Source organism: Kribbella sandramycini (assembly GCF_013131805.1).
GTDB classification, from domain to species: Bacteria; Actinomycetota; Actinomycetes; order Propionibacteriales; family Kribbellaceae; genus Kribbella; species Kribbella sandramycini.
Window position 1 is genome coordinate 371360 of record NZ_JABJRC010000008.1, and the last position, 26418, is coordinate 397777.

The 26418-nt window shown below is 69.7% G+C and carries 26 protein-coding genes; 7 read left to right on the forward strand and 19 right to left on the reverse strand.

Annotation, left to right across the window (positions count from 1 at the left end):
* Window positions 1–71 precede the first annotated feature (71 nt).
* The 5 genes from HPO96_RS29835 to HPO96_RS29855 are packed head-to-tail and all read right to left on the reverse strand — an operon-like array spanning window position 72 to window position 4591.
* On the reverse strand, window positions 72–905 hold the full coding sequence (locus HPO96_RS29835; RefSeq protein WP_171677690.1) for a class II fructose-bisphosphate aldolase: 834 nt from the start codon (window positions 903–905) through the stop codon (window positions 72–74).
* A 10-nt stretch (window positions 906–915) separates the two neighbouring features.
* Complete coding sequence (locus HPO96_RS29840; protein ID WP_238355632.1) at window positions 916–1827, reverse strand: 1-phosphofructokinase family hexose kinase; 912 nt, start codon at window positions 1825–1827, stop codon at window positions 916–918.
* Window positions 1818–2945 (reverse strand): N-acetylglucosamine-6-phosphate deacetylase, encoded by a 1128-nt coding sequence (gene nagA, locus HPO96_RS29845; protein WP_171677691.1) that lies wholly within the window; start codon window positions 2943–2945, stop codon window positions 1818–1820. Before nagA ends, HPO96_RS29840 begins: the two co-directional genes overlap by 10 nt.
* Complete coding sequence (locus HPO96_RS29850) at window positions 2942–3898, reverse strand: ROK family protein (protein WP_337796864.1); 957 nt, start codon at window positions 3896–3898, stop codon at window positions 2942–2944. Before HPO96_RS29850 ends, nagA begins: the two co-directional genes overlap by 4 nt.
* 60 nt (window positions 3899–3958) lie before the next feature.
* Entirely contained in the window at window positions 3959–4591 is a 633-nt protein-coding gene (locus HPO96_RS29855) for a TetR family transcriptional regulator (protein WP_171677692.1), read from the reverse strand.
* Between the two features lie 276 nt (window positions 4592–4867).
* Here HPO96_RS29855 and HPO96_RS29860 point away from each other — a divergent pair, with 276 nt between their 5' ends.
* Entirely contained in the window at window positions 4868–5587 is a 720-nt protein-coding gene (locus tag HPO96_RS29860) for a hotdog family protein (protein WP_171677693.1), read from the forward strand.
* Here the strand turns inward: HPO96_RS29860 and HPO96_RS29865 are convergent.
* The 4 genes from HPO96_RS29865 to HPO96_RS29880 form a co-directional block, all read right to left on the reverse strand.
* Window positions 5584–6192 carry a CGNR zinc finger domain-containing protein gene (locus HPO96_RS29865; protein WP_171677694.1) on the reverse strand — a complete coding sequence of 203 codons (609 nt, stop codon included), beginning with the start codon at window positions 6190–6192 and terminating at the stop codon, window positions 5584–5586. The two genes, HPO96_RS29860 and HPO96_RS29865, sit on opposite strands and share 4 nt — an antisense overlap.
* A gap of 4 nt (window positions 6193–6196) precedes the next feature.
* Entirely contained in the window at window positions 6197–7147 is a 951-nt protein-coding gene (locus tag HPO96_RS29870; protein ID WP_171677695.1) for an SPFH domain-containing protein, read from the reverse strand.
* Window positions 7147–7440, reverse strand: coding sequence for a hypothetical protein (locus HPO96_RS29875; RefSeq protein WP_202886561.1), 294 nt, complete (start codon window positions 7438–7440; stop codon window positions 7147–7149). Before HPO96_RS29875 ends, HPO96_RS29870 begins: the two co-directional genes overlap by 1 nt.
* A gap of 291 nt (window positions 7441–7731) precedes the next feature.
* Window positions 7732–8436, reverse strand: coding sequence for a TetR/AcrR family transcriptional regulator (locus HPO96_RS29880; protein ID WP_171677696.1), 705 nt, complete (start codon window positions 8434–8436; stop codon window positions 7732–7734).
* Between the two features lie 103 nt (window positions 8437–8539).
* Here HPO96_RS29880 and HPO96_RS29885 point away from each other — a divergent pair, with 103 nt between their 5' ends.
* Complete coding sequence (locus HPO96_RS29885; RefSeq protein ID WP_171677697.1) at window positions 8540–10744, forward strand: MMPL family transporter; 2205 nt, start codon at window positions 8540–8542, stop codon at window positions 10742–10744.
* On the opposite strand, the gene pdxH is transcribed toward HPO96_RS29885, so the two are convergent.
* Both pdxH and HPO96_RS29895 read right to left on the reverse strand, forming a co-directional pair.
* Window positions 10690–11334 (reverse strand): pyridoxamine 5'-phosphate oxidase, encoded by a 645-nt coding sequence (pdxH, locus tag HPO96_RS29890; RefSeq protein WP_337796865.1) that lies wholly within the window; start codon window positions 11332–11334, stop codon window positions 10690–10692. The two genes, HPO96_RS29885 and pdxH, sit on opposite strands and share 55 nt — an antisense overlap.
* A 10-nt stretch (window positions 11335–11344) precedes the next feature.
* Window positions 11345–12229 (reverse strand): hypothetical protein, encoded by an 885-nt coding sequence (locus HPO96_RS29895; protein WP_171677349.1) that lies wholly within the window; start codon window positions 12227–12229, stop codon window positions 11345–11347.
* Between the two features lie 96 nt (window positions 12230–12325).
* On the opposite strand from HPO96_RS29895, the gene HPO96_RS29900 reads away from it, so the two are divergent.
* Window positions 12326–13438 (forward strand): citrate synthase 2, encoded by a 1113-nt coding sequence (locus HPO96_RS29900; RefSeq protein WP_171677698.1) that lies wholly within the window; start codon window positions 12326–12328, stop codon window positions 13436–13438.
* 161 nt (window positions 13439–13599) lie between these two features.
* On the opposite strand, the gene HPO96_RS29905 is transcribed toward HPO96_RS29900, so the two are convergent.
* Entirely contained in the window at window positions 13600–14358 is a 759-nt protein-coding gene (locus HPO96_RS29905) for an AraC family transcriptional regulator (RefSeq protein WP_171677699.1), read from the reverse strand.
* A 90-nt stretch (window positions 14359–14448) separates the two neighbouring features.
* Between HPO96_RS29905 and HPO96_RS29910 the strand changes: the two genes are divergently transcribed.
* Window positions 14449–15291: a phytanoyl-CoA dioxygenase family protein gene (locus HPO96_RS29910; RefSeq protein ID WP_171677700.1), complete on the forward strand. Its 843-nt coding sequence runs from the start codon at window positions 14449–14451 to the stop codon at window positions 15289–15291.
* 122 nt (window positions 15292–15413) lie between these two features.
* Window positions 15414–16538: a phosphoserine transaminase gene (serC, locus tag HPO96_RS29915; RefSeq protein ID WP_171677701.1), complete on the forward strand. Its 1125-nt coding sequence runs from the start codon at window positions 15414–15416 to the stop codon at window positions 16536–16538.
* 248 nt (window positions 16539–16786) lie between these two features.
* On the opposite strand, the gene HPO96_RS29920 is transcribed toward serC, so the two are convergent.
* The 6 genes from HPO96_RS29920 to HPO96_RS29940 form a co-directional block, all read right to left on the reverse strand.
* Complete coding sequence (locus HPO96_RS29920; RefSeq protein WP_171677702.1) at window positions 16787–17914, reverse strand: hypothetical protein; 1128 nt, start codon at window positions 17912–17914, stop codon at window positions 16787–16789.
* A complete protein-coding gene (locus HPO96_RS29925; protein ID WP_171677703.1) occupies window positions 17911–19176 on the reverse strand; it encodes a class I SAM-dependent methyltransferase in 1266 nt (421 codons plus the stop codon). The genes HPO96_RS29920 and HPO96_RS29925 overlap by 4 nt, the downstream gene beginning before the upstream one ends.
* Before the next feature lie 114 nt (window positions 19177–19290).
* Complete coding sequence (locus HPO96_RS29930) at window positions 19291–19656, reverse strand: hypothetical protein (protein ID WP_171677704.1); 366 nt, start codon at window positions 19654–19656, stop codon at window positions 19291–19293.
* Between the two features lie 117 nt (window positions 19657–19773).
* Complete coding sequence (locus HPO96_RS38605) at window positions 19774–20412, reverse strand: hypothetical protein (protein ID WP_238355633.1); 639 nt, start codon at window positions 20410–20412, stop codon at window positions 19774–19776.
* Complete coding sequence (locus tag HPO96_RS38610; protein WP_238355634.1) at window positions 20300–20893, reverse strand: hypothetical protein; 594 nt, start codon at window positions 20891–20893, stop codon at window positions 20300–20302. Before HPO96_RS38610 ends, HPO96_RS38605 begins: the two co-directional genes overlap by 113 nt.
* Before the next feature lie 137 nt (window positions 20894–21030).
* Entirely contained in the window at window positions 21031–22368 is a 1338-nt protein-coding gene (locus tag HPO96_RS29940; protein WP_171677705.1) for an FAD-binding oxidoreductase, read from the reverse strand.
* A 227-nt stretch (window positions 22369–22595) separates the two neighbouring features.
* On the opposite strand from HPO96_RS29940, the gene HPO96_RS29945 reads away from it, so the two are divergent.
* Window positions 22596–23690: a helix-turn-helix transcriptional regulator gene (locus HPO96_RS29945; RefSeq protein WP_171677706.1), complete on the forward strand. Its 1095-nt coding sequence runs from the start codon at window positions 22596–22598 to the stop codon at window positions 23688–23690.
* Entirely contained in the window at window positions 23687–24784 is a 1098-nt protein-coding gene (locus tag HPO96_RS29950) for a helix-turn-helix transcriptional regulator (RefSeq protein WP_171677707.1), read from the forward strand. The genes HPO96_RS29945 and HPO96_RS29950 overlap by 4 nt, the downstream gene beginning before the upstream one ends.
* On the opposite strand, the gene HPO96_RS29955 is transcribed toward HPO96_RS29950, so the two are convergent.
* Window positions 24774–26402, reverse strand: a complete 1629-nt coding sequence (locus tag HPO96_RS29955; protein WP_171677708.1) for an acyltransferase — start codon at window positions 26400–26402, stop codon at window positions 24774–24776. The genes HPO96_RS29950 and HPO96_RS29955 overlap by 11 nt on opposite strands.
* Between the last annotated feature and the right edge of the window lie 16 nt (window positions 26403–26418).

Genomic DNA, 26418 nt, shown 5'->3' on the forward strand with positions numbered 1-26418 from the left:
CGGTCGGGCCGGGCCTGCTGAGCGTGGGGCCGGCGCTACTGCGCGATGCTGGTGAGTGGGGGCGGTTCGGCCTACGCCTTCAGGAGGGCGAGGAGGCGGGCGACTTCGGTGGCGACTGCGTCGCGGGCGGGGCCGAGATACTTGCGGGTGTCGACGAGGGCGGGGTTGTCGGTCAGGGTTTGGCGGACCGAGGCGGTGAAGACGTTGTTGAGGTGGGTGGCGATGTTGACCTTGGTCATGCCGGCTTCGACAGCGCGGGTGAGGTCGGGGTCGGCGACGCCGGAAGAGCCGTGCAGGACGAGCGGGACGGCGACGGCGGCGTGCAGGTCGGCGATCAGGTCGAAGTCGAGGCTCGCGGTGCGCTCGGTCATCGCGTGCGAGGAGCCGACGGCGACGGCGAGGGCGTCGACGCCGGTGGCCTCGGCGAACGCGACAGCCTCGTCGGGGCGGGTCCGGGCGCCGGGCGCGTGGACGCCGTCCTTACCGCCGACCTCGCCGATCTCGGCCTCGACGAAGACGCCGTGGTCGTGGCAGAACTTGGTCACCTCGGTGGTCGCGGCGACGTTGTCGGCGTACTCGAGTTTCGAGGCGTCGTACATGACCGAGGTGAAGCCGAGGCCGACGGCCTCGGTGACGAGGTCGCGGTCCATCGCGTGGTCGAGGTGCACGACGACCGGGACGGACGCCGCCGCCGCGGCGGCCAGGGTGGCGACGCCGATCGGCTTCAGCGCGCCGTGGTACTTGACCGCGTTCTCACTGATCTGCAGGACGACCGGCGTCCCGGCCTGCTCGGCGCCGGCGATCAGCGCGGTCGCGTGCTCGAGCTGGATCACGTTGAACGCGCCGACCCCCCGGCCGGCTTTCGCGGCGGCCAGAACGACCTCGGCACCAGATACCAACGGCATGTGATTCCCCTTATTTTACGGTGACCTGCGGCTGCCAGCGGCGGTACGCGGCCAGGTCGATGTCTCCGGCAACGGGTGTCAGCACAGCCGCGGCGGACGCGGCGACGGCCGACTTCAGGACGACGGACCAGTCGGGCTCGGGTGATTCGGCGACCGCGGCGGCGACGACCGCCGTACACGCATCGCCTGCCCCGGTGGGATTGCCGGACACCCGCTCGACCGGCAATGCGCGCCACACACCCTTGTTGCTTGCAGCAACCATTCCACGCGCGCCGTCCGTGATGACGGCGGCGGTCGCGCCCAGCCCGACCAGCTGCTGAGCGCCGTCCTCGACCTCCAGCTCGCCAAGGGCTTCGCGCAGTTCGGCGGCATTGGCGCGCACCACGGCCCCGGCCTTGGCGGCCGCGACCAGAGCCGCTCCCCCGGCGTCGATCACCGACAGCACGTCGTGATGACGGGCGCGGACGGCGAGCTCGGCGTACGCGTCGGCCGGCAGACCCGGCGGGATACTGCCCGAACAGGCGAGGACGCCGAGGCGGCCCCAGGGCATCCGCTCGCCGAAGGCGCGCCACTCGTCCGCAGAGACCGTTGGCCCGCCCTCGTTGAAGATCGTCGCGTCCCCGTCGACTCCGTTGACGATGGCAACCGTCCGGCGGGTCTCACCCTGGATCGGAGTCAGCAACGCGGTCAGCCCGGCGTCGAACAGTTCGGCGGCCACCGCTTCACCGGCGACCCCGCCGACGAACCCGAGGACGAGCACCTGATGCCCGAGCGTCGCCGCGACCCGGGCGACGTTCACGCCCTTACCGCCCGCGCGCTCGCGGATCGCGCCGACCCGATGGCTGCCGCCGACGGTGAGCTCGTCGACCTCGTAGGTGACGTCGAGCGCCAGGTTGAGGGTGACCGTGCCGATCAGAGCCATGCGCCGGCCCGCATCACCTTCTGTACGACGTAATCGTCGTCCAGGACGACCAGATCCGCCCGGCGGCCGGTCTCGATCGCGCCGACGTCGTACCAGCCGAAGGCGTGCGCCGGGGTGGTCGAGGCCATCCGGGCGGCGTCGACGAGCGACGTCCCGGCCTGGACTGCGTTCCGGAAGGCGACATCCATGGTCAGGGTGCTGCCGGCGATCGAGTGCGGCGGTTCGGCGAGGGTGGCCAGGCCGTCCTTGACGTCGACCTCGAGGTCGCCGATCTTGTAGCGGCCGTTCCCCATCCCGGTCGCCTCCATCGCGTCGGTGATGAGCGCGATCCGGTGCACGCCGGCCGCGGCCAGCGCGACCCGGACGACCTGCGGATCCAGATGCATACCGTCGTTGATCACCTCGAGCAGCAACCGCTCGTCGTTGATCGCGGCGCCGACCGGGCCGGGGTCGCGGTGATGGAACGGGCGCATCCCGTTGAACAGGTGCGTCGCGACGGTGGCGCCGGCGTCCGCACCGGCGATCATCTGCTCGTACGTCGCATCGGTGTGGCCGAGCGCGGCGACCGCACCGGCGTCCACGACCTGCCGGATCGCCTGCAGACCGTGCTCCAGCTCGGGAGCGATCGTGACCATCCGGACGACGTCGCTGAGCACCTTCGAGACGTCGTCGGCCACCGGGTCCCGCAGCAGCGTCGGCTCGTGCGCACCGCAGCGGGCCGCGGACAGGAACGGCCCCTCCAGGTGGACGCCGGCGATCACGCCGTCCTTGACCAGATCGGCCAGACAGGCCGTCTGGGACGCGAGGACGTCGAGCGGCCCGGTGACCAGGCTGGCCATGGTCGTCGTCGTACCGTGCTTGGCGTGGAAGGCCGCGACCTTGCGGGCCTCCTCCGGGTCGGTGGTCGAGTACGACGATCCGCCGCCGCCGTGGGTGTGGATGTCGACGAAACCGGGGACGAGGGTCACCTCACCGAGGTCGACCGGGCGCTGTCCGTCGGCCGGCATCCCCTCGGAGCGGCGTCCGTAGGCGAGGATGTCCTGGTCGACGACCTGGACCCAGGCGCCTTCCAGCACGTCGTCCGGGGTGACGAGTCGCCCCACCCGATAGGTCGTCATGCGGGCTGTTCCCCACTCTCTTCGTCGGCAGTGACTCGATCCCAGGCCATCAGCGCGGCGCCGAGGCAGCCGGCCTCCTCACCCAGCACGGCGGCCACGATCTCCGGCTCGCGCTGGAACGTCAGACGCGCGTGGACGCCGTCGCGCAGCGGCTGCAGCAGCGTCTCACCGGCGCCGACCAGCCCACCGCCGATGGCGATCCGGGTCGGCGCGACGAGTGTCGTGTAGAGGACCAGCGCATCGACCAGCACGGTCAGCGCCTCCTCCCAGACCGCTGCGGCGTCGGAGTCCCCGGCGGCCAGCAGTTCGAGCACCTCGCGGGCGCCGTCCACAGTCCGGCCCGTGCGGGCGGCGTACCGGCGGGCGATGGCCGCTGCGGAGGCGACTGTCTCCAGACAGCCCCACTGGCCGCAGGCGCACAGCTCAGCCGCGTCACCGTGGATGAAACGGGTATGGCCGAGCTCACCGGCGTAACCGTCTCCGCTGACCAGTGAGCCGTCGACAACCATCGCAGCGGCGATTCCGGTGCCGAGCGGCAGGAAGAGCGAGTTCGTCGTACCAGTCAGGGCCCCTTGGCGCAGCTCGGCGTACCCACCGCCGCGGACGTCGTGCGCGAGCACGATCGGTACGTCGGCGCCCACTGCGGCCACCAGGGCATCCCGGACCGGCAGGTCGGCCCAGGCCAGGTTCTCCGCGACGACTGTGCCGTTGTCGGCGTCGATGATGCCCGGGACGACGACACCGATCGCACGCACCCGGTGACCGTCCGCAGTAGCTTTCTGCCAGAGCTCGACCACGGTCTCCAGCAAAGCGTCCAGCACGGCGCGACCCCCAGCCTCCCGGGGTGTGGGCCTGGTCTCGCGGTGCACGACGGCACCGTCCGCGGCGACCAGGCCGCACTTCATCCGGGTTCCACCGAGATCGACGGCAACCACGACTTCACTGGGGTCCACGGAGCGCCATTATGCAGCGTTACCCACCGGTCCGAACATCCGTGAGCAATTTCTGGACAGTCACGACCGCAAACCGCGGTCGAAGGCCGCGACCAGGAACGCGATCAGGTTCTCCGCGAGCTTGCCCGTGTCGGCCACCTCCGCATCGGCGCCGCCGGGCGCCGGCGTCAGCGCCTGGGACTGGTGCAGGGCGAGCAGACCGAGCATGTTCACGTACCCGAACGCGACCGCCTCGGGCGCCGCATGCGGCAGCGCCGCCCGCAACGCGGCCAGGTACCGCGACTCGATCGGATCCGACTCGGCGGCGTACAGCTCGCGGATCCGCTGGCTCGGGTCGAACGCGATCCGCCCGATGAACCGGGCCACCACCGCGCCGCGCTCGCCGCGGCGCAGGACCAGATCCAGGCCGGGCTCGACGAACGCGCGGATCAGATCCTCCGCGGTCGGCGCGCCCCGGGCCTCCAGCTGGTCGAGCCGGCGGCGCCGTTCGGTGTTCACCGGCGCCATCGCGCGGGCGACCGCCGCGCGCAGCAGCGCCTCCTTCGAGCCGAAGTGATAGTTCACCGCGGCGATATTCGCTGCCGCCGCGACCGTGATGGCACGGAGCGACGTCCCTTCGTATCCCCCCTCGCCGAAACGCTGCTCGGCGATGTTCAGCAATCGTTCCCGGGTCGATTCGACCGGTGTCTCCACAGAGTTCTCCTTCCCCCCGGCTACTGCTTGCCCAGGCACCCCACCTGCTCACGCGCCGTAGCCTGCAGTCAGCATAGTTCAAACGGTCGTTTGAATCAGAGGGCTCAGCTCATCTCTTTCCGAGAAATCCTCAGATTTCCCTGAAATCCGTTTCCTTCCCTCCCTTCCCGCTACTCACACCTGTTCGGCCCTCACTCTGCGGAGGCGCGAGAGTGCGCTTTAAATACCTGTTGGGTTCCTGGTGAGTTCCGGAACCTCGTGGCTAGGGTCGGGGACATGAGTTCGGTGCGCGTCGAGCGGCGCTTCCAAGGTCCGGCCAAATCCGGGAACGGCGGGTATGTCGCCGGTCTGGTCGGGGTGGCGCTGGCCGCGCGGCTCGGCACCGGCGAGGTCCCCCAGGTGACGCTCCGAGTGCCCCCGCCACTCGAAACCGACCTCGAACTGGTGGCGGACGCCGTCGTTCGCCTGCTCGACGGGGAGCAGTTGGTAGCGACCGGCGCGCCGGTCCCGGCCGACTTGCTGGCCGACGCGACCGTCGAGCCTGTGTCCTTCGAGGAGGCCGCAGCTGCCGAGTCCGCCTACCGCGGCCTGGGCAAGCACCCGTTCCCCGGCTGCTTCGTCTGCGGGCCGGCCAATCCGACAGGTCTGCAACTGAAACCCGGGCCGCTCGGCGACGGGCGGACAGCATGCACCTGGGTGCCGGCTGCCGACCTCGCGCCGGGCGGCGTGGTCGACCCGGTGCACGTGTGGGCGGCGCTGGATTGCCCGAGCGGGTGGGCCATCGATCTGGAGGGCCGGCCCTCGGTGCTGGGTCAGCTGACCGTGGGTATCGACGCGCAGCCGCGGGCCGGCGAGGAGTGCGTCGTCCTCGGGCAGCTACTCAGCGAGGACGGGCGGAAGACGCTGACCGCGAGCACGCTCTACGACTCCGACGGGCGAGTGCTGGCCCGAGCCCGGGCAACCTGGATCCTGGTCGATCCAGCGTTGTTCAACTAACGCGTTCGGGCGGCGTGGGCGCGGACTTTGGCGCGGTTGCCGCAGGTGGCCATCGAGCACCAGCGGCGGCGGCCGCGGGCATCGAGGAAGAGCCAGCCGCAGCCGGGGCAGGTGCGGACGTGGGCGCGTTCGTGGCTGGTGAGCAGCTCGGCGGCCAGCAGGGCGAGATGGTCGAGCGGGCGGGCCAGATCCTCGGGGAGCTCCCAGCCGGCGCCGTCGTCCTCGGTCCGGACGAATCGGCGGCGGCCGGAGGCCTTCTCGATCACCCGCGCCACCGCCTCGAACGATCCTTCGGTCGCCTGCCCGGTCAGGACGTCGTACAGGTCGATCCGGAAGTCGAGCGTGCCGGTCAGCCGGCGGGCCGCCTCGGTGGGTTTCCCGCCGGCCTGCTCGATCAGCCGGAAGACCGCCGCCGGCGACAACAGGCCGACGGCGGAGTTCCAGATCAGGAAGGCTTCGTACGACGTCAGCCACTCGGTCCGGGCCGGGCCGCGGACGGTCCAGTCGGAGCGGGTGTTGACGAAATCGAGCACTGGGTGCGCGCCGACCGGCTTGGGCAGGACGACGCCCTGCACGAGCTCCAGGTGTGACGGCAGCGCACTCATGAAATCAGCGTTCCGCAGGCAGGGTCGCCGTACCGGTCGGGACGCTGACATTGGTGCCCTGCGGAATGACCATGAACTGGATCTTGCCCGATTCGATCGCGGTCTTCAGCAGGTAGCCCTGCGCGCCGAGCATCTGGACCTGCTTCTTCACCGACTCCAGCTCGACGTTGACCCGCTGGTTGGTCTGCTCCTGGGTGGCCTTGGCCAGCTCGGCGCGCTGCTTGGCCTCGAGGCCGTCGATGATGCCCTTGTCCAGCGGGGTCGGCTTCTGCACCGTGAAGGACAGCTCGCCACAGGCGTTACCGCCGTTGTAGCTCGGCCCGCAGAAGTAGTCGCCGCCGACGGCGGCCGGCAGCAGCCGGGTGAACTCCTTGGCCGCGGCCGTCTGGAACTCCGACTTCTTCGCCTCGTTGTTGTAGAGCTCGGCCCAGGCGTAGTTGGTCGCGACCGCGGACAGCGCCCGGTCGATCTGCGGCCGGAAGTACGACTGCAGCATCGAATTCCAGCCGCGCTCGGTGAAGGCGTCGGTCTTCAGGCCGATCCGCTCGTGGAACGACTTCAGCGTCTCCTCGGTCCGGTTCAGCGTGAAGTACACCTGCACGCGGACGCCGAGCCGGACGTTGTCCTTGCTGACCACGGTGACCTCGTCACCCGCGTCGGTGTCCGCGCCGGCGCCGCCGATGATGTACGAGCGCTGGTCGATCGGGTACGCGTAGACGGTGTCACCCGGGCCGATCAGGCTGTTCGTCGAGCCGGGCGGGATGACCGACTTGAACTTCTTGTCCTCGACCACGCCGCCGCCGTAGTGCAGGCCGATCTTGTTCGCGTCGGTGTCCGCGAAGTTGAAGATGTTGAACAGCGCGATGATCACGATGATCGCGACGACGACGAAACCGATCACCTTGCCGACGGCGCCGCCGTTCGACTTGACCGTGGTGGTCCCCAACTTGGCCATCAGTCTTCCAGCTCCTTGCGTTCCACCAGTCGCCGGACGTCGGCGAGGGTCAGGTCGGCGGTCACCGCGACATCGCGCGGCACCGACGGATGCGAGCTGAGCGTACGCAAGCCCTGCTCGGCAGCCGCGACCGCCCGCTCGAGCGCCCTGACCTCGTGCAGCAACGCCCGGTGTTCGGCGTTCATCTCGGCCAGGGCGCGCTCGGCCTGGGCGGCCCGGCGGTACGACGCCCAGGCGAACCACGCGGTTCCGACCAGCAGCAGGATGACGGGCAGACCCAGCCTCAAGACCATGGGCCCGATTCTCGGTCATAAACCGGTTGAACGGGGGCCATCTCCGACGTAGGTTTTCGGTACACGCGAAGGGAGGTGGTCCTAAGAATGAATTCTTACCGGACTCGTGAGGTGGCGGCGGGCTGACCGCCAACCACTAGCTATGTGGGCAAGTGGTCGGCCAATCCAACGCCGCCACCGGACCCGCGGGCAGCCAGGTAGTCCGCCTGGCCCTGGATCGTTGCCATCCGGCACCGGACAGGAAGCGCCCGCGGGTTTCTTCTGTTCCGGACCGATCGACTCAGGCCCGAGCTACTCAGGCGCCGGGCAGTCCAGGCCCATCGCCAGGCCGATCTCGTAGAGCTGGGCCTCGAAGTACGCGCCGGCTTCGGGCAGCACCCAGTGCAGCTGGCCGAAGACCTCCATACAGATCAGGCCGTAGAGCCGCGTCCAGTAGGTCAGGCCGAGGTAGATGGCGCCCGGCGGCATCCCGTGGAAATGCACGGCCTCGGCGCTGAGCTGGGCGATCAGCTGCGACCCGAGCACCTCGTCCGGCGGGTACGGGAACGGCTTCTCGTGCCAGATCGCCGCGACCAACTCCTTGAACAGGGCCCCGAAGCGCATCGCGGCCTGGTGGCCGGGGGTGTCGTTGTGATCCTCGGCGTCCGGGCTGGGCACCGTCGTACCGAACAGCAGGGCGAACTCGGCCGGGTGTGCGAGCGCCCAGTCCCGCAGGCCGTTGGCGAGCAGGTAGAGCTGGGCGCCGAGGTCGCCCTCGCTCTCACCGCCGAGCTCCACCAGCGCGGTCGTGAGCTCGTCGTACAGGTCGGCGACCAGCTGGGTGACCAGGGCCTCGTGGCTCGGGAAGTACCGGTAGAGCGCGGGGGCGGTGAGGTTCACCTCGCGGGCGACGGCCCGCAGGCCGATCGCCGCGACGCCGCCGCTGACCAGCAGCCGCCGCGCGGCCGCCAGGATCGCGGCCAGCGTCGCTGCGCGCGCCTCGTCACGCCGGTTCATCACCACACTCCTTGACACCGTCGAGCCTTGAGTGAACACTGTTAACAGTTAACGGTGTTCACTCAAATCTTTCCGCCTGACTTTACGCCCCTCGGGAGTGTTCGTGTTCGAGACGCTCGGCCGTTTCAGCTATCGGCGCCGCCGCCTGGTGCTCGCCCTCACCGCCGCGTTCGTCGCGCTCGGCCTGGCCTGGGGCCTCGGCGTCTTCGGTTCCCTCGCGAACGGCGGCTTCGACGCGCCCGACACCGAGGCCGCGAACGCCGTCGCCACGATCGAGGAGAGCGTCGGCCGGACCGGCACGGACGTGGTCGTGCTCTACCGCAGCACCGACCGCACCGTCGCCGACCCGGCGTTCCGCGCCGCCGTCGAGCAGGACCTCGCCGCGCTCCCGGGCGCCGACGTCGTTCAGAAGGCGACCTACTGGAGCAGCAAGTCCCCAGTCTTCGTCTCGAAGGACCAACGCAGCACGTACGCCGTCCTGACGCTGGCCGGCGCGACGTCCGAGGAGCGGCTGGCGACCTTCCACCGGATCGCCGACCAGCTCCGGTCCGGGCCGGCCGGGCTGGAGACCCAGGTCGGCGGTGAGGTCGCGGTCTTCGACGAGGTGAACACCCAGACCGAGCAGGACATCGTGCGGGCCGAGATGATCTCGATGCCGATCGTGCTGGTACTGCTGATCGTCGTGTTCGGCGGCCTGGTCGCGGCGTCGCTGCCGTTGTTCGTCGGCGCGCTGGCCATCCTCGGCGCGTTCGTGTTGCTGCGCGGGTTGTCGGCGATCACCGACGTCTCGATCTTCTCGATCAACATCGTCACGATGATCGGCCTTGGCCTGGCCATCGACTACGCCTTGTTCATCGTCACCCGGTTCCGCGAAGAACTTGCCAAGGGCAATGATGTCGAGACCGCGCTGGGCGTCACGATGGCGACGGCGGGCCGGACGGTCGCGTTCTCCGGTGTCACGGTCGGCGTCGCGATCAGCAGCCTGGCGCTGTTCCCGGTGATGTTCTTGCGCTCGATGGCGTACGGCGGGGTCGCGGCGGTCGTGGTCGCGATGGTGGCCGCGTTGACCGCACTGCCCGCCCTGCTCGCGGTGCTGGGTCACCGGGTGAACAACCTGCGGCTGCCGTTCCTGCGCCGCCGCCGGACGGCTCCGGTCGCCGAGGTGCACCACGGCGCCTGGTATCGCCTGGCGCACAGCGTGATGCGGCGGCCGCTGCGGTACGTCCTCGTCCTGGTCCCGGTGCTGCTGATCCTCGGCATTCCGTTCCTGCAGGCGCAATTGGGCGGTGTCGACCACCGAGCCCTGCCGTCCGGCGCGGAGTCCCGGACCGTGACCGAGACACTGCAACGCGACTTCGCGGGCGCGGGCGGGTCGGATGTGTTCGTCGCCGTCCGATTCGACCAGCCGCCGACGGACCCAGCGCCGGCGCTGCAGCCGTACCTGGCCGAGCTCGGCCGGGTCGCCGAGGTGGAGAACGTGCGGATCGGCGGCTACCAGAACGGCGTCGCCGAGGTCATCGTGCACACGCATTTCACGTCACAAGAGTTGCCCGCGCGGGACGTCGTCCAGGACGTGCGGTCCGTCGCACCGCCGAGTGGGACATCGACGCAGGTCGGCGGTGAGACAGCCGCGTTGGTCGATCTGCTCGACGTCCTGGCCGAGCGGGTGCCGTACATGGCCGGTTTCGTCGTACTGGTCACGTTTGCCCTGCTGTTCCTGGCCTTCGGATCGTTCGTCCTGCCGGCCAAGGCGCTGCTGATGAACGTGCTGTCGCTGTCGGCGGCGTTCGGCGCGATGGTCTGGATCTTCCAGGACGGGAATCTGTCCGGCCTGCTCGACTTCACCCCCGCCGGCTTCCTGGACGCGACCAACCCGGTGCTGCTGTTCGCGGTCCTGTTCGGATTGTCGATGGACTACGAGGTGTTCCTGCTCAGCCGGATCCGGGAGGAGTACGACCGGACCGGTGACAACACGCAGGCGGTCGCGCTCGGCCTGCAGCGGACCGGCGGGATCATCACCAGCGCCGCCCTGCTGCTGATCATCGTGGTCGGGGCGTTCTCGACGTCCGGCATCGTGTTCGTGAAGATGATCGGGGTCGGGCTGGTGATCGCGATCGCGCTGGATGCGACCGTCGTCCGGGCGCTGCTGGTGCCGGCGACGATGCGGCTGCTCGGCCGGGTCAACTGGTGGGCGCCGGCGCCGCTGGTGCGCTGGTGGGAGAAGTACGGGATCCGGGAGAGCTCAGAGGTGCCTCAAGGTTGGAGCCGGAGCAGCTCCCAGGAGGAGTCGGAGCTGGTCCGGCGGTAGGCCAGGCGGTCGTGCAGACGACCGACCCGGCCCTGCCAGAACTCGAACGCGTGCGGCTCGACCCGGTACCCGCCCCAGAAGTACGGCGTCGCGATCTCGGTCCCTTCGGGCCACTGGCGCTCGTACGAGGCGTACTGCAGATCGAGCTCCGCACGGGACTCGACGGGCTGGCTCTGCTGGGAGGCCCACGCTCCCAGCTGGGACTCGCGCGGCCGGGCGGCGAAGTACGCGTCGACCTCTTCGGTGGGCAGTTTCGCGACAGTGCCCTCGATGCGGACCTGACGCTCCATCGCGTGCCAGGGGAAGACAATCGCGCAGTGCGGGTTCGCTGCGAGCTCATCGGCCTTACGGGACTGCTGGTTGGTGTAGAAGACCAGACCACGCTCGTCGAGACCCTTGAGCAGTACGGTCCGCGCCGAAGGGCGGCCGTCGGCGTCCGCGGTCGCCAGCACCATCGCGTTCGGCTCGTGCAGACCGGCGTCGGTCGCCTGTGCAAGCCAGGTGCCGAACTGCTCGATCGGGTCCGGGTTCAGCTGCTCCTCGAGCAGTTCGCCGAGGCCGTACGTCTGCCGCATCTGCGCAAGGTCCACACCGCTGACCTTACTGCGCTGCCCTTTCTGGACTGAGGTGCCTGTTGACCTCGGCCAGGAACAGGTCGAACGTCGCACGCCGCAGCGCTTGTCGCAGCATCGCCTCAGCCGCAGCGGAGCTCGCACCGGCGACGGACGCGGCCCACAGCGTGCTCAGCGCTCGGTTGTCGAAACCGTCCACGTCTACGAGCAGGAACTCGATCCGGTCCCGGTCCGGCGCGTCGGCGAGCCGCTGCGGACGGCGTACCGGCGGAACGGCCTGGCGTACGTGTTCGACGTCGTAGAAGTGGTCAAGCAGTTGCGTGCCTTTGAGGCCGCTGCGGACGGCGTCGCGCAGAGTCCGCTCGATCTGGACCGCAACGGCGTATCTGGCCGCATCGGACGGCCCTGCGGCCGGAACGAGTGTGCTCAACAGGTGGCGAGCTACAGCAGGTAGCGAATCCAGCTCGGGCGGTGGAGCCGGGTAGTACTGGCCGTAGATGTCATGGACCGGGTTGATGCCTTCAGTACGGCGATGCCAACTCAGCACCTCGTCGATTCGGTCCGCTGGCACATCGGCCTCCTTGCCCTCGGCCACGATGTGACTTCGGCTGACCACACCGTCGTACGGCGTACTGTCGGCCAGGAACCAGCCGCAGGCGGCGGCGTACGTCCAGCCGCGCGGTGACGGCGCGGCGGGGATACCTGCGAACAGGAGCGCTGCGACCGGGCGGTTGCTCCACACCGGGCCGTCGGGCGACTGCACCTCGAACAGGTCGTCGCCGGCGAACAGCTCCGGCAGGGCAGCTGCGTCGGACGCCTTATGGCCGATTTCACGACCGTAGTACGCCTCGACGCGGGCGGCGCGCTCGGCCGAGTCGGGCCGGGGCGCAGCGTAGGCGACCAGAGTTTCCACGTTTTACCCGATGCGATTCAGCCCACGAAAGTTACACCCAGGTGTCGTGGGAGAACTATGCTCACTGAGCGCCGACCATGAGGACGAGGGAGTGGTATGTCAGATCCGAAGACCGAGGTGCAGCACGGGCTGGAAGGCGTGATCGCGTTCGACACGCAGATCGCCGAGCCGGACAAGGAAGGGTCGGCGCTGCGCTACCGCGGCGTGGACATCGAGGACCTGGTCGGTCGGGTGCCGTTCGAGAACGTCTGGGGCCTGCTGGTCGACGGAGCGTTCACCCCGGGTCTGCCGCCGGCCGAGCCGTTCCCGCTGCCGGTGCACACCGGTGACATCCGTGTCGACGTCCAGTCCGCGCTGGCGATGCTGGCGCCCGCCTGGGGCCTGCGGCCGCTGTACGACATCGACGACGTCCAAGCGCGCGAGGACCTGTCCCGCGCCGCCGTGATGGCGCTGTCGTACGTCGCGCAGGCCGCCCGCGGTATCGGGCAGCCGATGGTGCCGCAACGTGAGGTGGACAAGGCGAAGACGATCACCGAGCGGTTCATGATCCGCTGGCGCGGCGAGCCGGATCCGAAACACGTGAAGGCCGTCGACGCGTACTGGACGTCCGCCGCCGAGCACGGCATGAACGCCTCCACTTTCACCGCCCGGGTGATCGCTTCGACCGGTGCCGACGTCGCTGCGGCGCTGTCGGGTGCAGTGGGCGCGATGTCCGGCCCGCTGCACGGCGGTGCGCCGGCGCGGGTGCTGACCATGATCGAGGGGGTCGAGCGCTCTGGTGATGCGCGAGCCTATGTGAAGGGCCTGCTGGACGCCGGTGAGCGGCTGATGGGCTTCGGGCACCGGGTGTACCGCGCTGAGGATCCGCGAGCGCGTGTGCTTCGGCGTACGGCGCAGGAGTTGGCCGCCCCGCGGTACGAGGTGGCGCAGGCGCTGGAGCAGGCCGCGCTGGCCGAGCTGCGCGAACGCCGTCCGGACCGGGTGCTCGAGACCAACGTCGAGTTCTGGGCCGCGATCGTGCTCGACTTCGCTGAGGTCCCGCCGCCGATGTTCACCTCCATGTTCACCTGCGCGCGGACTGCGGGCTGGAGCGCGCATGTGCTGGAGCAGAAGCGGACCGGGCGGCTGATTCGGCCGTCCGCGATCTACTCCGGGCCCGGCACCCGGCCGGCGACGTCCATCGAGGGCTGGAACGACGCCTGGAGCTAGGGCGTGTCTGATAATTCCGCGCCGTAGCGAGGAGGTGCTCGGTGCGGTAGCTCGGTGTGCGGGGGCGGAGGGTTCGATGCGGAGCATCGTGCCCTTTGCACCCGTGCGGCGAGATGCTGTGCCGAGTGCCCCGCAGTAGGCGGGGGATTGTCAGACACGCCCTACTTCTTGTCCTGGCTGGGTGTGCGGCCGGTGCGTTGTTTGTACTGGCGGCTGAAGTACGGAACGTCTGTGTAGCCGAGGGCGGTGGCGGTCTGGCCGACCGTCATCCCGCTCTCGGTGAGCAGTTGGTGGGCGCGGTCGATACGCGCCTGGATGAGGTACTGCGCGGGTGACATCCCGAGCTGTGCAACGAACCTGCGCGTGAACTGCGCCCGCGACAGGGCTGCGCTGCCGGCCATCTCGGCCACGCTCCACTCCCGCCCCGGGTCCTGGCGGAGCTGGCGGGCGATCTCGTCCACGGCGGTGTCGGCGACGGCGCGGCCGGGGTTGTGGACGGCGTCCCAGATCAGGCCGATCAGCTGTTCGAGGCAGAGCTCGGCCTGGCGGCGGCCGAGTGCGTCACCGCGCCGGTACGCCGAATCGCTCGTCCTGGCGAGGACGCCGAGCAGCTCGCGATCCTGCACGTCACCCCAGCGCGGCTCAGGGACGGCGGCGTTCGGGGCCTCGAAGTGCATGCCGAAGACCAGCAACCGCCGGTGCGGGTCGTGAGTGGCGCGGGGCGCGTCGCCTGGCCGGAAGAGCGCGCAGACGCCGGGACTGAGCTCCTGGTGTGCGCCGTCCAGCTCTAGGTGGCCGCGGCCGTCCAGCACGCACCACAGCAGGTGGTCGGCCTGTACTGGCGACTCCCAGGACCAGCTCGGCTCACACCGCCAGAAGGTCGGGGGCGACAGGCGGGTGATCTGGAGTGGCTGCGTCAAAAGTGCAACTCCTCGCGTGAATCTTCTGTGGCTGCTGATGCTTGTGGACTGGAGACTTGTCGTATTGACGACAATACGCGGGAGACGGCGATGAGTGATTCGTTCAAGGCACAGCGGGAAGAGTTCGCGCAGGACGGGTACACGGTGGTGCGCGGGCTGTTCAGCGCCGGCGAGGCCGAGGCGTTGCGCGACCACTACATGGTGCTGCGCAAGCGCGGGTCGTACGAGAACGACGAAGTCGGCGTCCAGTCGGGCAGCCGGGACCCGCTGCGGCGGTACCCGCGGATGGCGCAGATGCACCGGTGGGACGAGGTCTCGTTGCGCTGGCTGATCGACGCCCGGCTCGATCAGGTTATGACGGCGCTGCTCGGCCGGTCGCCGTACGCGGTGCAGACGATGATCTACTTCAAACCGCCGGGATCCCGCGGCCAGGCGCTGCACCAGGACAACTTCTACCTGAAGGCCGAGCCCGGCACCTGTATCGCCGCCTGGATGGCCCTCGACCCCGTCGACCAGGCCAACGGCTGCCTCGAGGTCGTCCCCGGCAGCCACCGCTGGCCCATCCTGTGCACCGAGAAGGCCGACACCACGGTCAGCTTCACCGACGTCACCGTCCCGCTCCCCACCGCCGACCCCGCCACCCCGGTCCCGATGTCCCCCGGCGACGTCCTCTTCTTCCACGGCGCCCTCGTCCACGGCTCCGCCCCCAACACCACCCCCGACCGCTTCCGCCGCGCCCTCATCGGCCACTACATCCAAGGCGAAGCCCAAGCCGTCGCCTCCTACTACCACCCCGCCCTCCGCATGAACGGCGCCGAACTCCCCCTCGAAACCGCCGAAGGCGGCGGCGCCTGCGGCCAATGGACCGAAACCCCCACCGGCCCCGTAGCCCTCCTCACCGGCACCCAACACCTGACCCGCAAACACGAGTAGCCGGGCTCGCACACTCCCGCCGAGGTGAGACCCGGGGCGGGGGGATCGTGGGAGTGTGGGAGGATGTGGGTGCTGACAGCGTCGTCGGCGCTTGTATTGCCAGACGACGAAGGGACACGCTGGTGACCAGCGACATTGTCATTCCTGATGAGCTGAAGCCTGTTGACGGGCGGTTCGGGGCCGGGCCGTCGAAGGTGCGGCCGGAGGCGGTTGCCGCGCTGGCGACGGAGGGCGCGAAGCTGCTGGGGACGTCGCACCGGCAGGCGCCGGTGAAGAACCTGGTGGCGCGCGTGCAGCAGGGCGTCGCGGACCTGTTCAAGCTGCCGGACGGGTACCAGGTGGTGCTCGGCAACGGCGGCTCGACCGCGTTCTGGGACGTGGCGACGTTCGCGCTGATCCGGGAGAAGAGCCAGCACCTGAGCTTCGGCGAGTTCTCCTCGAAGTTCGCGAAGGCCGCGCAGCTCGCCCCGCACCTGGGCGACCCGACGGTGGTCAAGGCCGACCCGGGCAGCCGCCCGGCCGCCGTGGCCGAGGCCGGCGTCGACCTGTACGCCTGGCCGCACAACGAGACCTCCACCGGCGTGATGGCGCCGATCAAGCGCGTCGAGGGTGCGGACGCCGGCGCGCTGGTCGCGATCGACGCGACGTCCGGCGCGGGCGGCCTGCCGGTCGACATCGCCGAGACCGACGCCTACTACTTCGCCCCGCAGAAGTGCTTCGCCTCCGACGGCGGCCTGTGGATCGCGATCCTGTCCCCCGCCGCGCTGGCCCGGGTCGAGGAGATCACCGCCTCGGGCCGCTGGATCCCCGCGTTCCTGGACCTGGCGACCGCGGTCGACAACTCCAGCAAGAACCAGACCTACAACACCCCGTCGCTGTCCACGCTCTTCCTGATGGCCGAGCAGACCGACTGGATCAACAGCCAGGGCGGCCTGGACTGGAGCGTCGCCCGCACCACCGACTCCAGCAACCGCCTCTACACCTGGGCCGAGAAGTCCGACTACGCGACGCCGTACGTCACCGACCCCGACGCCCGCTCGCTGGTCATCGGCACCATCGACCTCGACGACTCCATCGACGCCGCCGCCGTCGCCAAGACCCTGCGCGCCAACGGCATCGTCGACACCGAGCCCTACCGCAAACTCGGCCGCAACCAGCTCCGCGTGGCCATGTTCCCCGCCGTGGACCCCGACGACGTCGAAAAACTCACCCAGTCGATCGACTACATCGTCGACAAACTCAAGTAACCCGCACCAAATCCCAACGACCGCCGGTCTCCACCGGCGGTCGTTTCGTTTTCGCGGCCACGATCCCGTGCGGCCTCAACACGAGCGCGACACGAACAACAGGACGTAGTCACCTACGTACACCTCACCGCCCACCTGACCCAGCTCACCGGCCACCCGATCCGGCAACTACCACCTGTCCTTGGTGCCATCCGCTACGCGGGGGATTGGGCGGAAGCCGCGTGGAGTCTGTGCAGGGCGGGTGGGGGTCAGGCGCTGTGGCGGCGGCGGGTGGGGGTGGGGGTGGGGGGCTGGCCGGTGAGGCGGGCGTTTTCGGCCATGCGGTCGAGGCGTTCGCGGCGGCCTGGGGGGAAGGTGAGGGCGGTGACGACGATGGCGAAGAGGGCGGCGCCGATGAGGATCCAGCGGAGCGAGTGGTTCTTCTCGGCGGGGGTGGCGCCGGAGTCGGGGGCGCCGCTGGTGGGTTTGGGGGTGGCGGTGGCGGGCGGGGAGCCGGTGCCTGCTTTGGCGGGGACGGGGACCTGGTAGACGATCGAGTTGGCGCCTTCGCTGCCGACCAGGAGGGTGTTGTCGGCGGCGCCGACGGCAACTGACTCACCTTGGGCCAGCGGGACGGGGCCGCGCGCGACCAGCGCGGGCGTCGTGCCCCAGGAGAGGGTGGAGACATCGGTGTAGGAGCGGAGGACGATGCGCTCGCCGTCCGGCAGGAAGGTGCCGTCGGTGTACTGGCCTTTGGGCGCCGACGCGTACTTGGTCAGCTCGTTGGTGCCCTGGCGGGACGGCGACCGCGGGGCCGCGTAGATGGCCGGTGTCTTCTTGGTCGTCTTGGTGACGATGAACAGCCGGTTGGTCTGCGGCTGGACGAGCAGCGTCTCGGCGTCGTGGGCGCCGTCGGGGTACTTGAAGTCGTACCGGTGGTAGCGGACGTTCTCGGCGTCCTTCAGGGTCTCCGGCTCCGGGATCGTGTAGATCTCGATCATGTCCCGGGTGGCGTTGTTGTCGCCGATATCGGCGACGTAGATCGTGCCGTCCGCATCGACCGCGATCGCCTCGACGTCCCGGACCTGGGCGTTGAACCTGAGCACCACCTGCACCTCACCGGTGGTGTCCACCCCGAACACCCGCGCCGAGTCGCCCGAGTCGTTGATCGTCCAGTACAGGCCGTCGTGTTTCGCGCTCTTCGCCAGCCCGGACGACTCCTCCAGCCGGTTGTCCTTGATCGTGAAGAGCTTCTTCGGCGCCGCCGGCGTCGGGTCGGCCGCGGTCGCGGTCTCCCCGGTCGCAGCCGTCTGCCCGGCGGTTGCCGGGAGCACCGCTCCGGCCCCCGCGAGACAGGTTGCCGCGGTCAGCAGGAGCGCGCGCCGGAGAACCTTCACGAGACCACCTCCGCCGGCGCCGGCCGGGCGGGCAGCAGCAGTTGCGCAAGCCGCGGATGCACCTGCCAGGTGGCGGCGAGGGCGTCGTAGTCCGCGACCAGGTCGGGGGTGACGGGTGCGTTCGTCCGGGCAGCTCGGAGCAGCAGGTTGCGAGGGGTGTGTTGGCTGTCCACGAACTGCACTACCTCCACGCGGTATCCGAGCTGTCGCAGCACCGCCGCACGGAACGTATCCGTCAGGATGTCGGCGAACCGCTCACGAACGATGCCATATCGGGTCATCAGCGCATAAGGCGCCGGTGGTGAGACGCTCTTGAGCTGCTTTTGGATGTCGTGATGACAGCACGGAGCTGCCAGCACCAGCGGCGCCTCCCAGCGGACCGCCCGGGCCAGCGCGTCGTCGGTCGCGGTGTCGCACGCGTGCAGGGCGAGCACGACATCCGGCTGGACGTCGAGCTCGGCGCCCTGGATGGTGGCGTCGACGAAGCGCAGGTGCTCCTGCCAGCCGAGCGCGGTGACGACCTTGGTGTTCCGGGTGCGGGCCGCTGGATTGTGGTCCACACCGGTCATCCGGACGTCGTGCCCGGCCGCGGTCAGCAGGTGGTACGCCGCCAGCGTCAGGTACGCGTTCCCACAGCCGAGGTCGACCACCTGCAGCGGGCGGCCGGTCGCGATCCGGCCCGCCCCCAGCGCCTCCTCGAGCGCAGGCTCGAGGAGTTTGCAGAACTCCTCGATCTGCTTGTACTTCGCCTGCCGGGACGGCTTCACCCGGCCCTGGTGGTCGCTGATCCCGAGCTCGACCAGGAACGGCGCCGCCGGGTCGAGCACCCGCTGCTTCACCCGGTCGTGGCCGGTGACCTGCTCCCGGCTCTCCGCCTGCCGGTGCAGCAGCTCCTTGCCCTTCTTGGTGTAGCGCAGCCGCAGCGTCTCCGTCGTGGTCTCGACATGCCAGGTGCCGTACGGGAGCGTCAGCAGCTCGCCGACCAGCGCAGCTGCCTCGGCGGCCGGGACGTTCCGCGTGTGGGCCTGCCGCTCGTCGTACTCGGTGAGCTGCAGATGCCGCTGCCCCTTGAGATCGACGTATCGCAGCTCGAGGCGCTGATACGGCGGTTGATCCAGCCCGCGCCGCCGACCGGACGCGACCGCGCGCACCAGGCCGGACCGGTCGAGCAGGGCCGCCCGGATCGCCTCCCACGCCCCCGTCTCGCCCACCGCCTGCGCGGTCGGCTCGTCGAGTACGCCGGGAACCACCTCTGCCTGCATCGCGCCATTGTCGCCGACGGCTCCGGCTGATCACAAAAGGGTCTCGCCTACGGCGCGTGGCGGAGCAGCAGCTCACCGCAGCTTCGCAGCCGCCACCAGCACCCCCCGGACGGCTCACAGCAGCTTCGCGTCCTCCTCCAGGAGGCCGAGGGCGCGCAGCCTGGTCGCGATCCCGCCCTCCTGGCGACCGAGGGTCTCCATCATCCGCTCCTTCCCCGCGCCCTCGTGGAACAGATCGGTCAGCAGCTGCTCGTCCGCCGCCGTCCAGGGGCGGAACGCGTTCGGGTGGCTGCGCCGGGCCGCCCGGATCCGCCGCGTCATCGAGCGGCTGTCCTGCAGCTCCAGCGAGCGGATCCGCGCCTGGCGGTGCCGGCCGACCTCCTCGCCCTCCCGCCAGAACACGACCGCCTCCTCGTCGAACGTCATCAGGTCAGCCGCAACATCGCAGTAGTCGGCGTCCTCGAGCATCACTCGCAGCATCGTGGGTCTCTCCGTGTCATGAGGTGGCCGCTCCACGGCCACCGGTCGATATGTCACCGGAGAAGATGCCGCGATCCGGCCCCCTTTCGACGGCCGATTCGCAATCTGTGGAAAACCTCAGTCGCGGACGGGGTCCGACGGGTCCTCGGGGAATCGCGGCGCGGCCGGGTCCGGCGGCAGGCCGAGCGGAGTCGTCGCGGCCGCCTCCTTCTTGGCCAGCTCCGCCTCGCGCTGCATCCGGTCCCGCTCGGCGCGCAACAGCCCCAGCAGCACCAGGTCCAGCAGCATCCCGCCCGCGGCCGCGAACTGCGTCCCCGCGAACTGGAAGACCTGCGTCATCAGCAACGACACCAGCACCGCGAGCTCGAACAACCGCACCGCCCGCGCCCGGTTCCCCTTCCGCAGCTGCAGCCAGCCGCGGAACGTGAAGGTTGCGGACAGCAAACTCCCGACCGTGACGCCGGTCACCGACAACCCGGTCACACCGGCGTTGACCACACCCGCGATCAGCGGCGCGCCGATCGCCTGGATGGTCAGGACGACGACCGCCACCACCGGCGCCTTCGGGTGCGTGGCCAGCCGCTCGAACCCACGCTGCAACGCCCGCCAGGCCGCATCGACCGGCGCGGCCAGCTCCACCTCGTCATGCGGGCAGGCCTCCAGCAGCGCTTCGGTCTCGCGTCGGCCCTGCACCTTCGGCTCGACGTCGCGAAGCAGTTCGGCGGCCTGGGCCCCGCCGCTGCCGGGACAGCCCACCGGCCACGCCTTCGACCGCGTGGTCGATCACGTTCGCCAGCTCTTCGCGCGGGTCGATCGGCCGCCGAGTGCTCAGGAACCGGCTGGCGAGCACGATCAGCACGAAGACGACGTACACGATCGCCGCCGTCGGCTTGTAGAAGTAGTTGTTGTCGGAGGTGACGAACTTGCCGACCTCGTCGATGAACAGGCCGAACCCGATCCCGCCGACCAGTGCGGCGGCGGGCCGGACGACCGGACCGACGTACGCCAGCAGCAGCGAGATCGCGATCAGCATCAGCACGCCGCCCGGCAGGACGTGCGCGATGTGCAGGCCCTTTCCGCCGATCTGCGGGTAGCCGCTCAAGCTGAGGAACAGGCGGGTGATCAGCACCGTCGCCACGCCGGACACCACGAACGTGGTCAGATGCTCGCCCGACCGCACGTTCCGAACCAGACCCGCGCGCATGAGGTACGACGACCGCGTCGTGGTGGAGGTCATGCGCCAGAAGGTTAGTTCACCGGACGAGGGCCGCGATGACCACCATCGCGACCAGCGCGACCAGAACGAGCGTCGTCACCAGGCGGCGTGTGCGGGGATCCACCGGCTCAGGTTAATGGACCCCCGCTCCGGACCGATCAGGGCAGGGGGTAGTTACCGATCAGCGTCCCCATTGGATCGACCCGCTGCTTGACCTCCCGCAGCCGCGCGAGGTCCGGCTCGGTGAAGCTGTCCTGCAGTGTTCCCCAGGACGACAGCCCTGTCGGCGGCAGGTCGCCGGCATGCCACGGCGACACCGCCTCCTTCAGCGCAGCCAGTGCCTGCCGGGCGGAACCGAGCAGCTCCGGCACCGGCAGCACGGACGCCGCCAGCAGCATGTACTGCGCCTGCGGATCCGCCGAGGCGATCCCCGGATGCCGGACCTCCTCACTGGCCCGTAGATGGCGCAGCTGGACCTGAAAGATCAGCGACGGCTGCCCGGCGTACTCGAGCAGGGTGGCGACCAGCTCCGGCGTCAGCTCGTCGAACGTGCTGGTGGTCAGCGCGATCGCGGCCGGTGCGAGCGGCTCCTGCGTGATCTGTACGACGTCACCTGACTGCAGCGGCCCGATCGTGTCGACGAGTACGGTCCCAGCCGCGCGGATCGGCGCCAGAATCTCCTCCAGCGCCTCCGGCTCGTACGGCGCGGCCGCGTCGATCATGCAGAACGACTTGCCACGGATCGCCTCCGGCAGCTGCATCGCAGGCGGGTAGTGGGCCAGGTACGCCCACAGCGTCACCTGCTCCGGCGCCAGCGGCGTCGCCTTCGCGTACGCCGTCAACACCGCCGCGGCCTCCTCGATCGGGAACATCAACCGCCCACCCACGATCGCAGGCGCCGGATGCAGCTCCACCTCGACCGACGTCACGACGGCGAGGTTTCCGCCACCGCCCCGCAGCGCCCACATCAGATCCGGGTCGGTGGAGTCGTCGATCCATCGGCGGGCCCCAGCCCCGTCGACGATCTCTGCTGCCCGCAGGCTGTTCGCTCCGGACCCGTACGGCCGCGAGAACCAGGACAGACCGCCGCCGACGCAGTAGCCGACGACGGAGATGTCCCCGTTCGATCCCGGCAGCCCGGTAAGGCCCGTGCCGTCCAGAGCGGACTGCAACGTGCCCCACCGGACGCCGGCCCCCACCCGGGCGATCCGCGCATGGGAGTCCACCCACACGTCGTCCAGCGCGTTCGTCCGGACCACGATCGTGTTGTCGAGCGCACGGGTCGCGCCGTGCCCCCCTGCCTGCGCTGCGACCTTCAGGCCGTGCGCAGCGGCGTACGCCACCGCGTGCTCGACATCACTTGGTCCGGCCGCCTCGACCACGGCCAGCGGTTGCTGGTCGACGGTCAGGTTCCAGGCCGGCCGGACCGTCCCCCAGTCCGGATCGGCCGGTGTGACCAGCCGCCCGGACAGCACGTCGCGGAGTTCCTCGATCATGGGAAAACCCTCGGACAGCGCCTGCCCGGGCGGTATCCCAACTTTCTGGGTATCCGCGTCACAGCCCGCGGTAGGCCCCGGCCGTCACCGCGGCCGGACACAGCAGTTGCACCATGGCAACCACGGTGACCCGTTCGGGCACACTTCGGTATCCCAGGAGTGTGGGGGTCTTCGCTCCCCAGCTTTCTGGGATGCCAACCGAGGTGGCGCCGGGTCACACTGAGAACATGCAGACCTACCACGCGGAGTCGGCACGCGCAGGACTGCAAGCTGCCGCCATGGCCGGCCTCGGTTGGGAGGACTTCGCCCAGACCGCGATCGAGCTGCTGAACCGGGCAGTGCCGAACGACGGCATCTGCCTGGGCCCGAGTGACCCGGCGACCGGCCTGCTGACCGGGCGGGTCAAGTCCGGTCTGGAGGAGGTGGACGAGGCCCAGTTCCTGCTGCACGAGTACGGCGCCGACGACGTCAACCGGTTCTCCGACCTGGCCAGGCGCGAGGTCGGCGTGAGCATCCTGTTCGAGGCGACCAAGGGCCGGCCGGAGCTCAGCGAGCGGTACCGGGTCATCGCACCGACGGTGGGGCTGGAGCACGAGATGCGCGGCACGCTACGCGCGGACACGCAGATGTGGGGCTTCTACACGATCTACCGGTACCAGGGCCGCTCCGGCTTCTCCCCGGGCGAAGCCGACTTCATGCATCGCCTCGAACCGCTGCTGACCACCGGCATCCGGCGCAGTCTGATCGCCAGCCAACTGGCGCGCTCGCAGCCCACGCAGGGCGCCGCCGTACTGATCGTCGATGCGGCCAACCAGGTGGTCTCAGCAACCGATGCGGCCGAAGAACGGATCGCCGAGCTCGGTGGCCACCTGTGGTCGCAGCTACCGACACCTGTCCTGGTCGTCGTCTCTGCAGCCCGCGGCCGACAGCCGAGTCTCCCGCAGGTGCGCCTACGCGCCCGCAACGGCCAGTGGGTGTCCGTACACGCCGCACCGGTGCGCGGACCGAACGGACGCACCTCCGACATCGCAGTCACCATCGAGAACGCCGGTGCGGCCGCCATCATCCCGCTGGTAGTCGCGGCGTACGGGCTGACCGAGCGGGAGCGCACAGTCGTGCAGCAAGTGCTCACCGGTGCCAGCACAGCCGAAATGGCCAAGGCACTACACCTGTCGCCCTACACAGTCCAAGACCACCTCAAGGCCATCTTCGAGAAGACGTCCGTCTCCAGCCGCCGCGAACTCCAGGGCCGCATCTTCTTCGACCACTACGCCGGCCGCCTCGACAACCCGCTCGACGCCCACGGCTGGCTCGCCGGATGAAGACCTACCGCGCAGAATCGGCGTACGCCGGGCTGGAGGCGGCGGCGGATGCCGGGCTGCGGTGGGACGACTTCTGCCGGGCGGCGACGGAGCTGCTGGCGCAGGCGATCCCGTTCGACTCGTTGTGCATGGGGACGTCGGATCCGGCGACCAACTTGTTGTGTGGGGCGGTGATGCACGATCTGGAGGAGATGAGTACGGAGTCGTTCGTGCAAGCCGAGTACGGGGCGCCGGACTACAACCACTTCGTGGACCTGGCGCATCGGCCGGTCGGGGTGAGCATTTTGGCTGAGGCGACCGAGGGGAAGCCGGAGCTGAGTCGGCGGTATCGGGAGCTGCTCTCGAAGAGCGATATACCGCACGAGATGCGGGGTGCGCTGCGGTCGGGTGGGCGGATGTGGGGTGTGGTCACGCTGTACCGCTCGAATGGGCGGAGCGGGTTCTCGCCGGGTGAGGCGGCGTTCATGCACCGGATCGAGGCGGTGCTGGCTCGCGGACTGCGGCGCGGTCTGATCGTTGGCGACCTCCAGCGGGCGCAGCGATCGTCCGCAGCGGCGGTAGTGATTCTGAACGCGGCGGACCAGGTCGTTTCGGCGACCGAGGCGGCTGAGGAGCGGTTCCGGCAGTTGGGCGGTGACTTGTGGTCGCGGCTGCCGGTGGCGGTGGGGAGTGTGTTGGCGGCGGCTCGTGGTGACGGCGGTCAGTGGGTTCCGGAGATGCGGATCCGCAGCCTGGCGGGCGAATGGCTGACCTTGCACGGCGCGAGAGTGCGCGGACCGGAGGGGCTGACGACGGACGTCGCTGTGACGATCTCCGTCGCCGGGCCGGCGGACATCATCCCGCTGGTCGTTGAGGCCTACGGACTGACGGAGCGGGAGCAGACGGTCGTACAGCAAGTGCTCAGCGGCGGCAGCACGGCTGAGATCGCCAAGCGGTTACACCTCTCGCCGTACACCGTTCAAGACCACCTGAAGGCGATCTTCGACAAGGTCAACGTCTCCAGCCGCCGCGAGCTGATGTCCCGGATCTTCTTCGACCACTACGTCGGCCGGCTGCACCAGCAGCCGACCGCGAGCGGCTGGTTCACAGAGTGATGAGTGGTTCTGGGCGGTGGACGCCGCGGGGGCGGTAGGCGAGGGCTTCGGAGTGGCCCAGGTAGTCGGCCAGTAGCCAGATGACGGAGAGCCACATCTCGGTGCCTTGGAGGCCGGGGACGGCGCGGGTGTCGGTGCCGTCGGGGGCGAAGGCGAAGCCGGCGTTGTCGATCCAGCGGTCGAGGATGGCGGTCAGTTGGTGTTCGGCCCAGCGGGTGGCGTCCGCTGCGCCGTACGAGGTTTGGCGGCGGGCGAGCCAGAGTGGGTGAATGACGTCGAGGACGTTGCAGGCGTTGTAGTTGTCGCCGGTGAACATGCGGCGGTCATTGCTGTGGGCAAGGACTGTTTTGACGGCTTGTTCGGGGTATGGGAGCGGTAGGCCGAACTGGGCGTAGGTGCCGCGGGTGAGGCGGTAGAAGCCGTTGACCACTTGGAGCCAGCCGTCGTCGGGGTGGGGTGCACCCCAGGCGCCGCTGGTGCGGTCGGCGTTGATGGTCAGCCAGCCGATCAGCTGCTCCAGGGGGCCGGATTCGCCGTGGTCGTGGTGATTGCGGGCGATCGCGGTGCCGAGGGCGTCGATCGCGGCGCCGGCCGACCAGGCATTCCTTGCCCAGGGCAAGTTGTTGAGCTGGGCGGTGGTGAAGGTGGTGTCGATCGGGTGCTCGAAGGCGCTGCCGAGGACCTGGAGGGCGTAGCCGACGCAGAGGACGTGGTACGGCGCTTCGCCTTGCAGGACTGCGAGTTCGTGGTCGGAGGGGACGTCGAGGCCGGCGTCGGAGAGGTCTCCTGGTGCGACCAGTCCGGTCTTCGGGTCCTGGCGGGCGCGGAGCCGGCGGACGAGGTCGTCGCGGGTGTGGCCGGACGGCGTCCGGCGGACCAGCAGGTCGGCGATCTCCACCGCGTCACACCACGGCCGGACCGCAGGCGGGAGGTCGGTCCCCGGCCGGTCGACAAACCGCTCGCCGTCCCAGGAGCGCGCGAGCACGGCGTCCACCTGCTCCCGAGCCCGCGCAGCAAAGTCCGCCAGCCGAGAAGAAATTCCGGCAACAGGCTTCGAAGAACCATTCCGGGAACGGACAACGCGGGCGGGGTTGCCGACGGCTATGGAGTGGGCGGGGATGGGTTTGGTGACGACGGCGCCGGCGCCGATGATGGTGTGCGGGCCGATGGTGACGCCGTCGAGGATGGTGACGCCGGAGCCGATCCAGACGTCGTCGGCGATGGTGATGCCGCGGGCGGTGTGAGGCTGGCGGAAGATGGGCTCGCCGGGGGCGGTGCCGTGGTTGAAGGCGAGGATCGAGGTGTGGGCGCCGATCCGGACGCCGTCGCCGATGGTGACCTGGCCGCGGACGGTGGTGAACGGATTGATGGTGGAGTCCGAGCCCAGGGTGATCGAGCCGGTGACGTAGGCGTGGGCGGCGATGTACGAGCGCTCCCCCAGCCGGAGCTCGTCGCAGTAGACGGCGGCCGACTCGGCGACGTACACGTCAGCGGCCAGCTCGACCGCTCCGGTGAGGCGCGCCTGGCGGGCGAGCTGACTTTCGCGCTCGGCGGCGGAGGCGGTCCGCTTGTACTCCCACGGCAGGAAATCCAGTCGCAACGGCTCGGCAGACGTCATGGGATAACGCTATCCA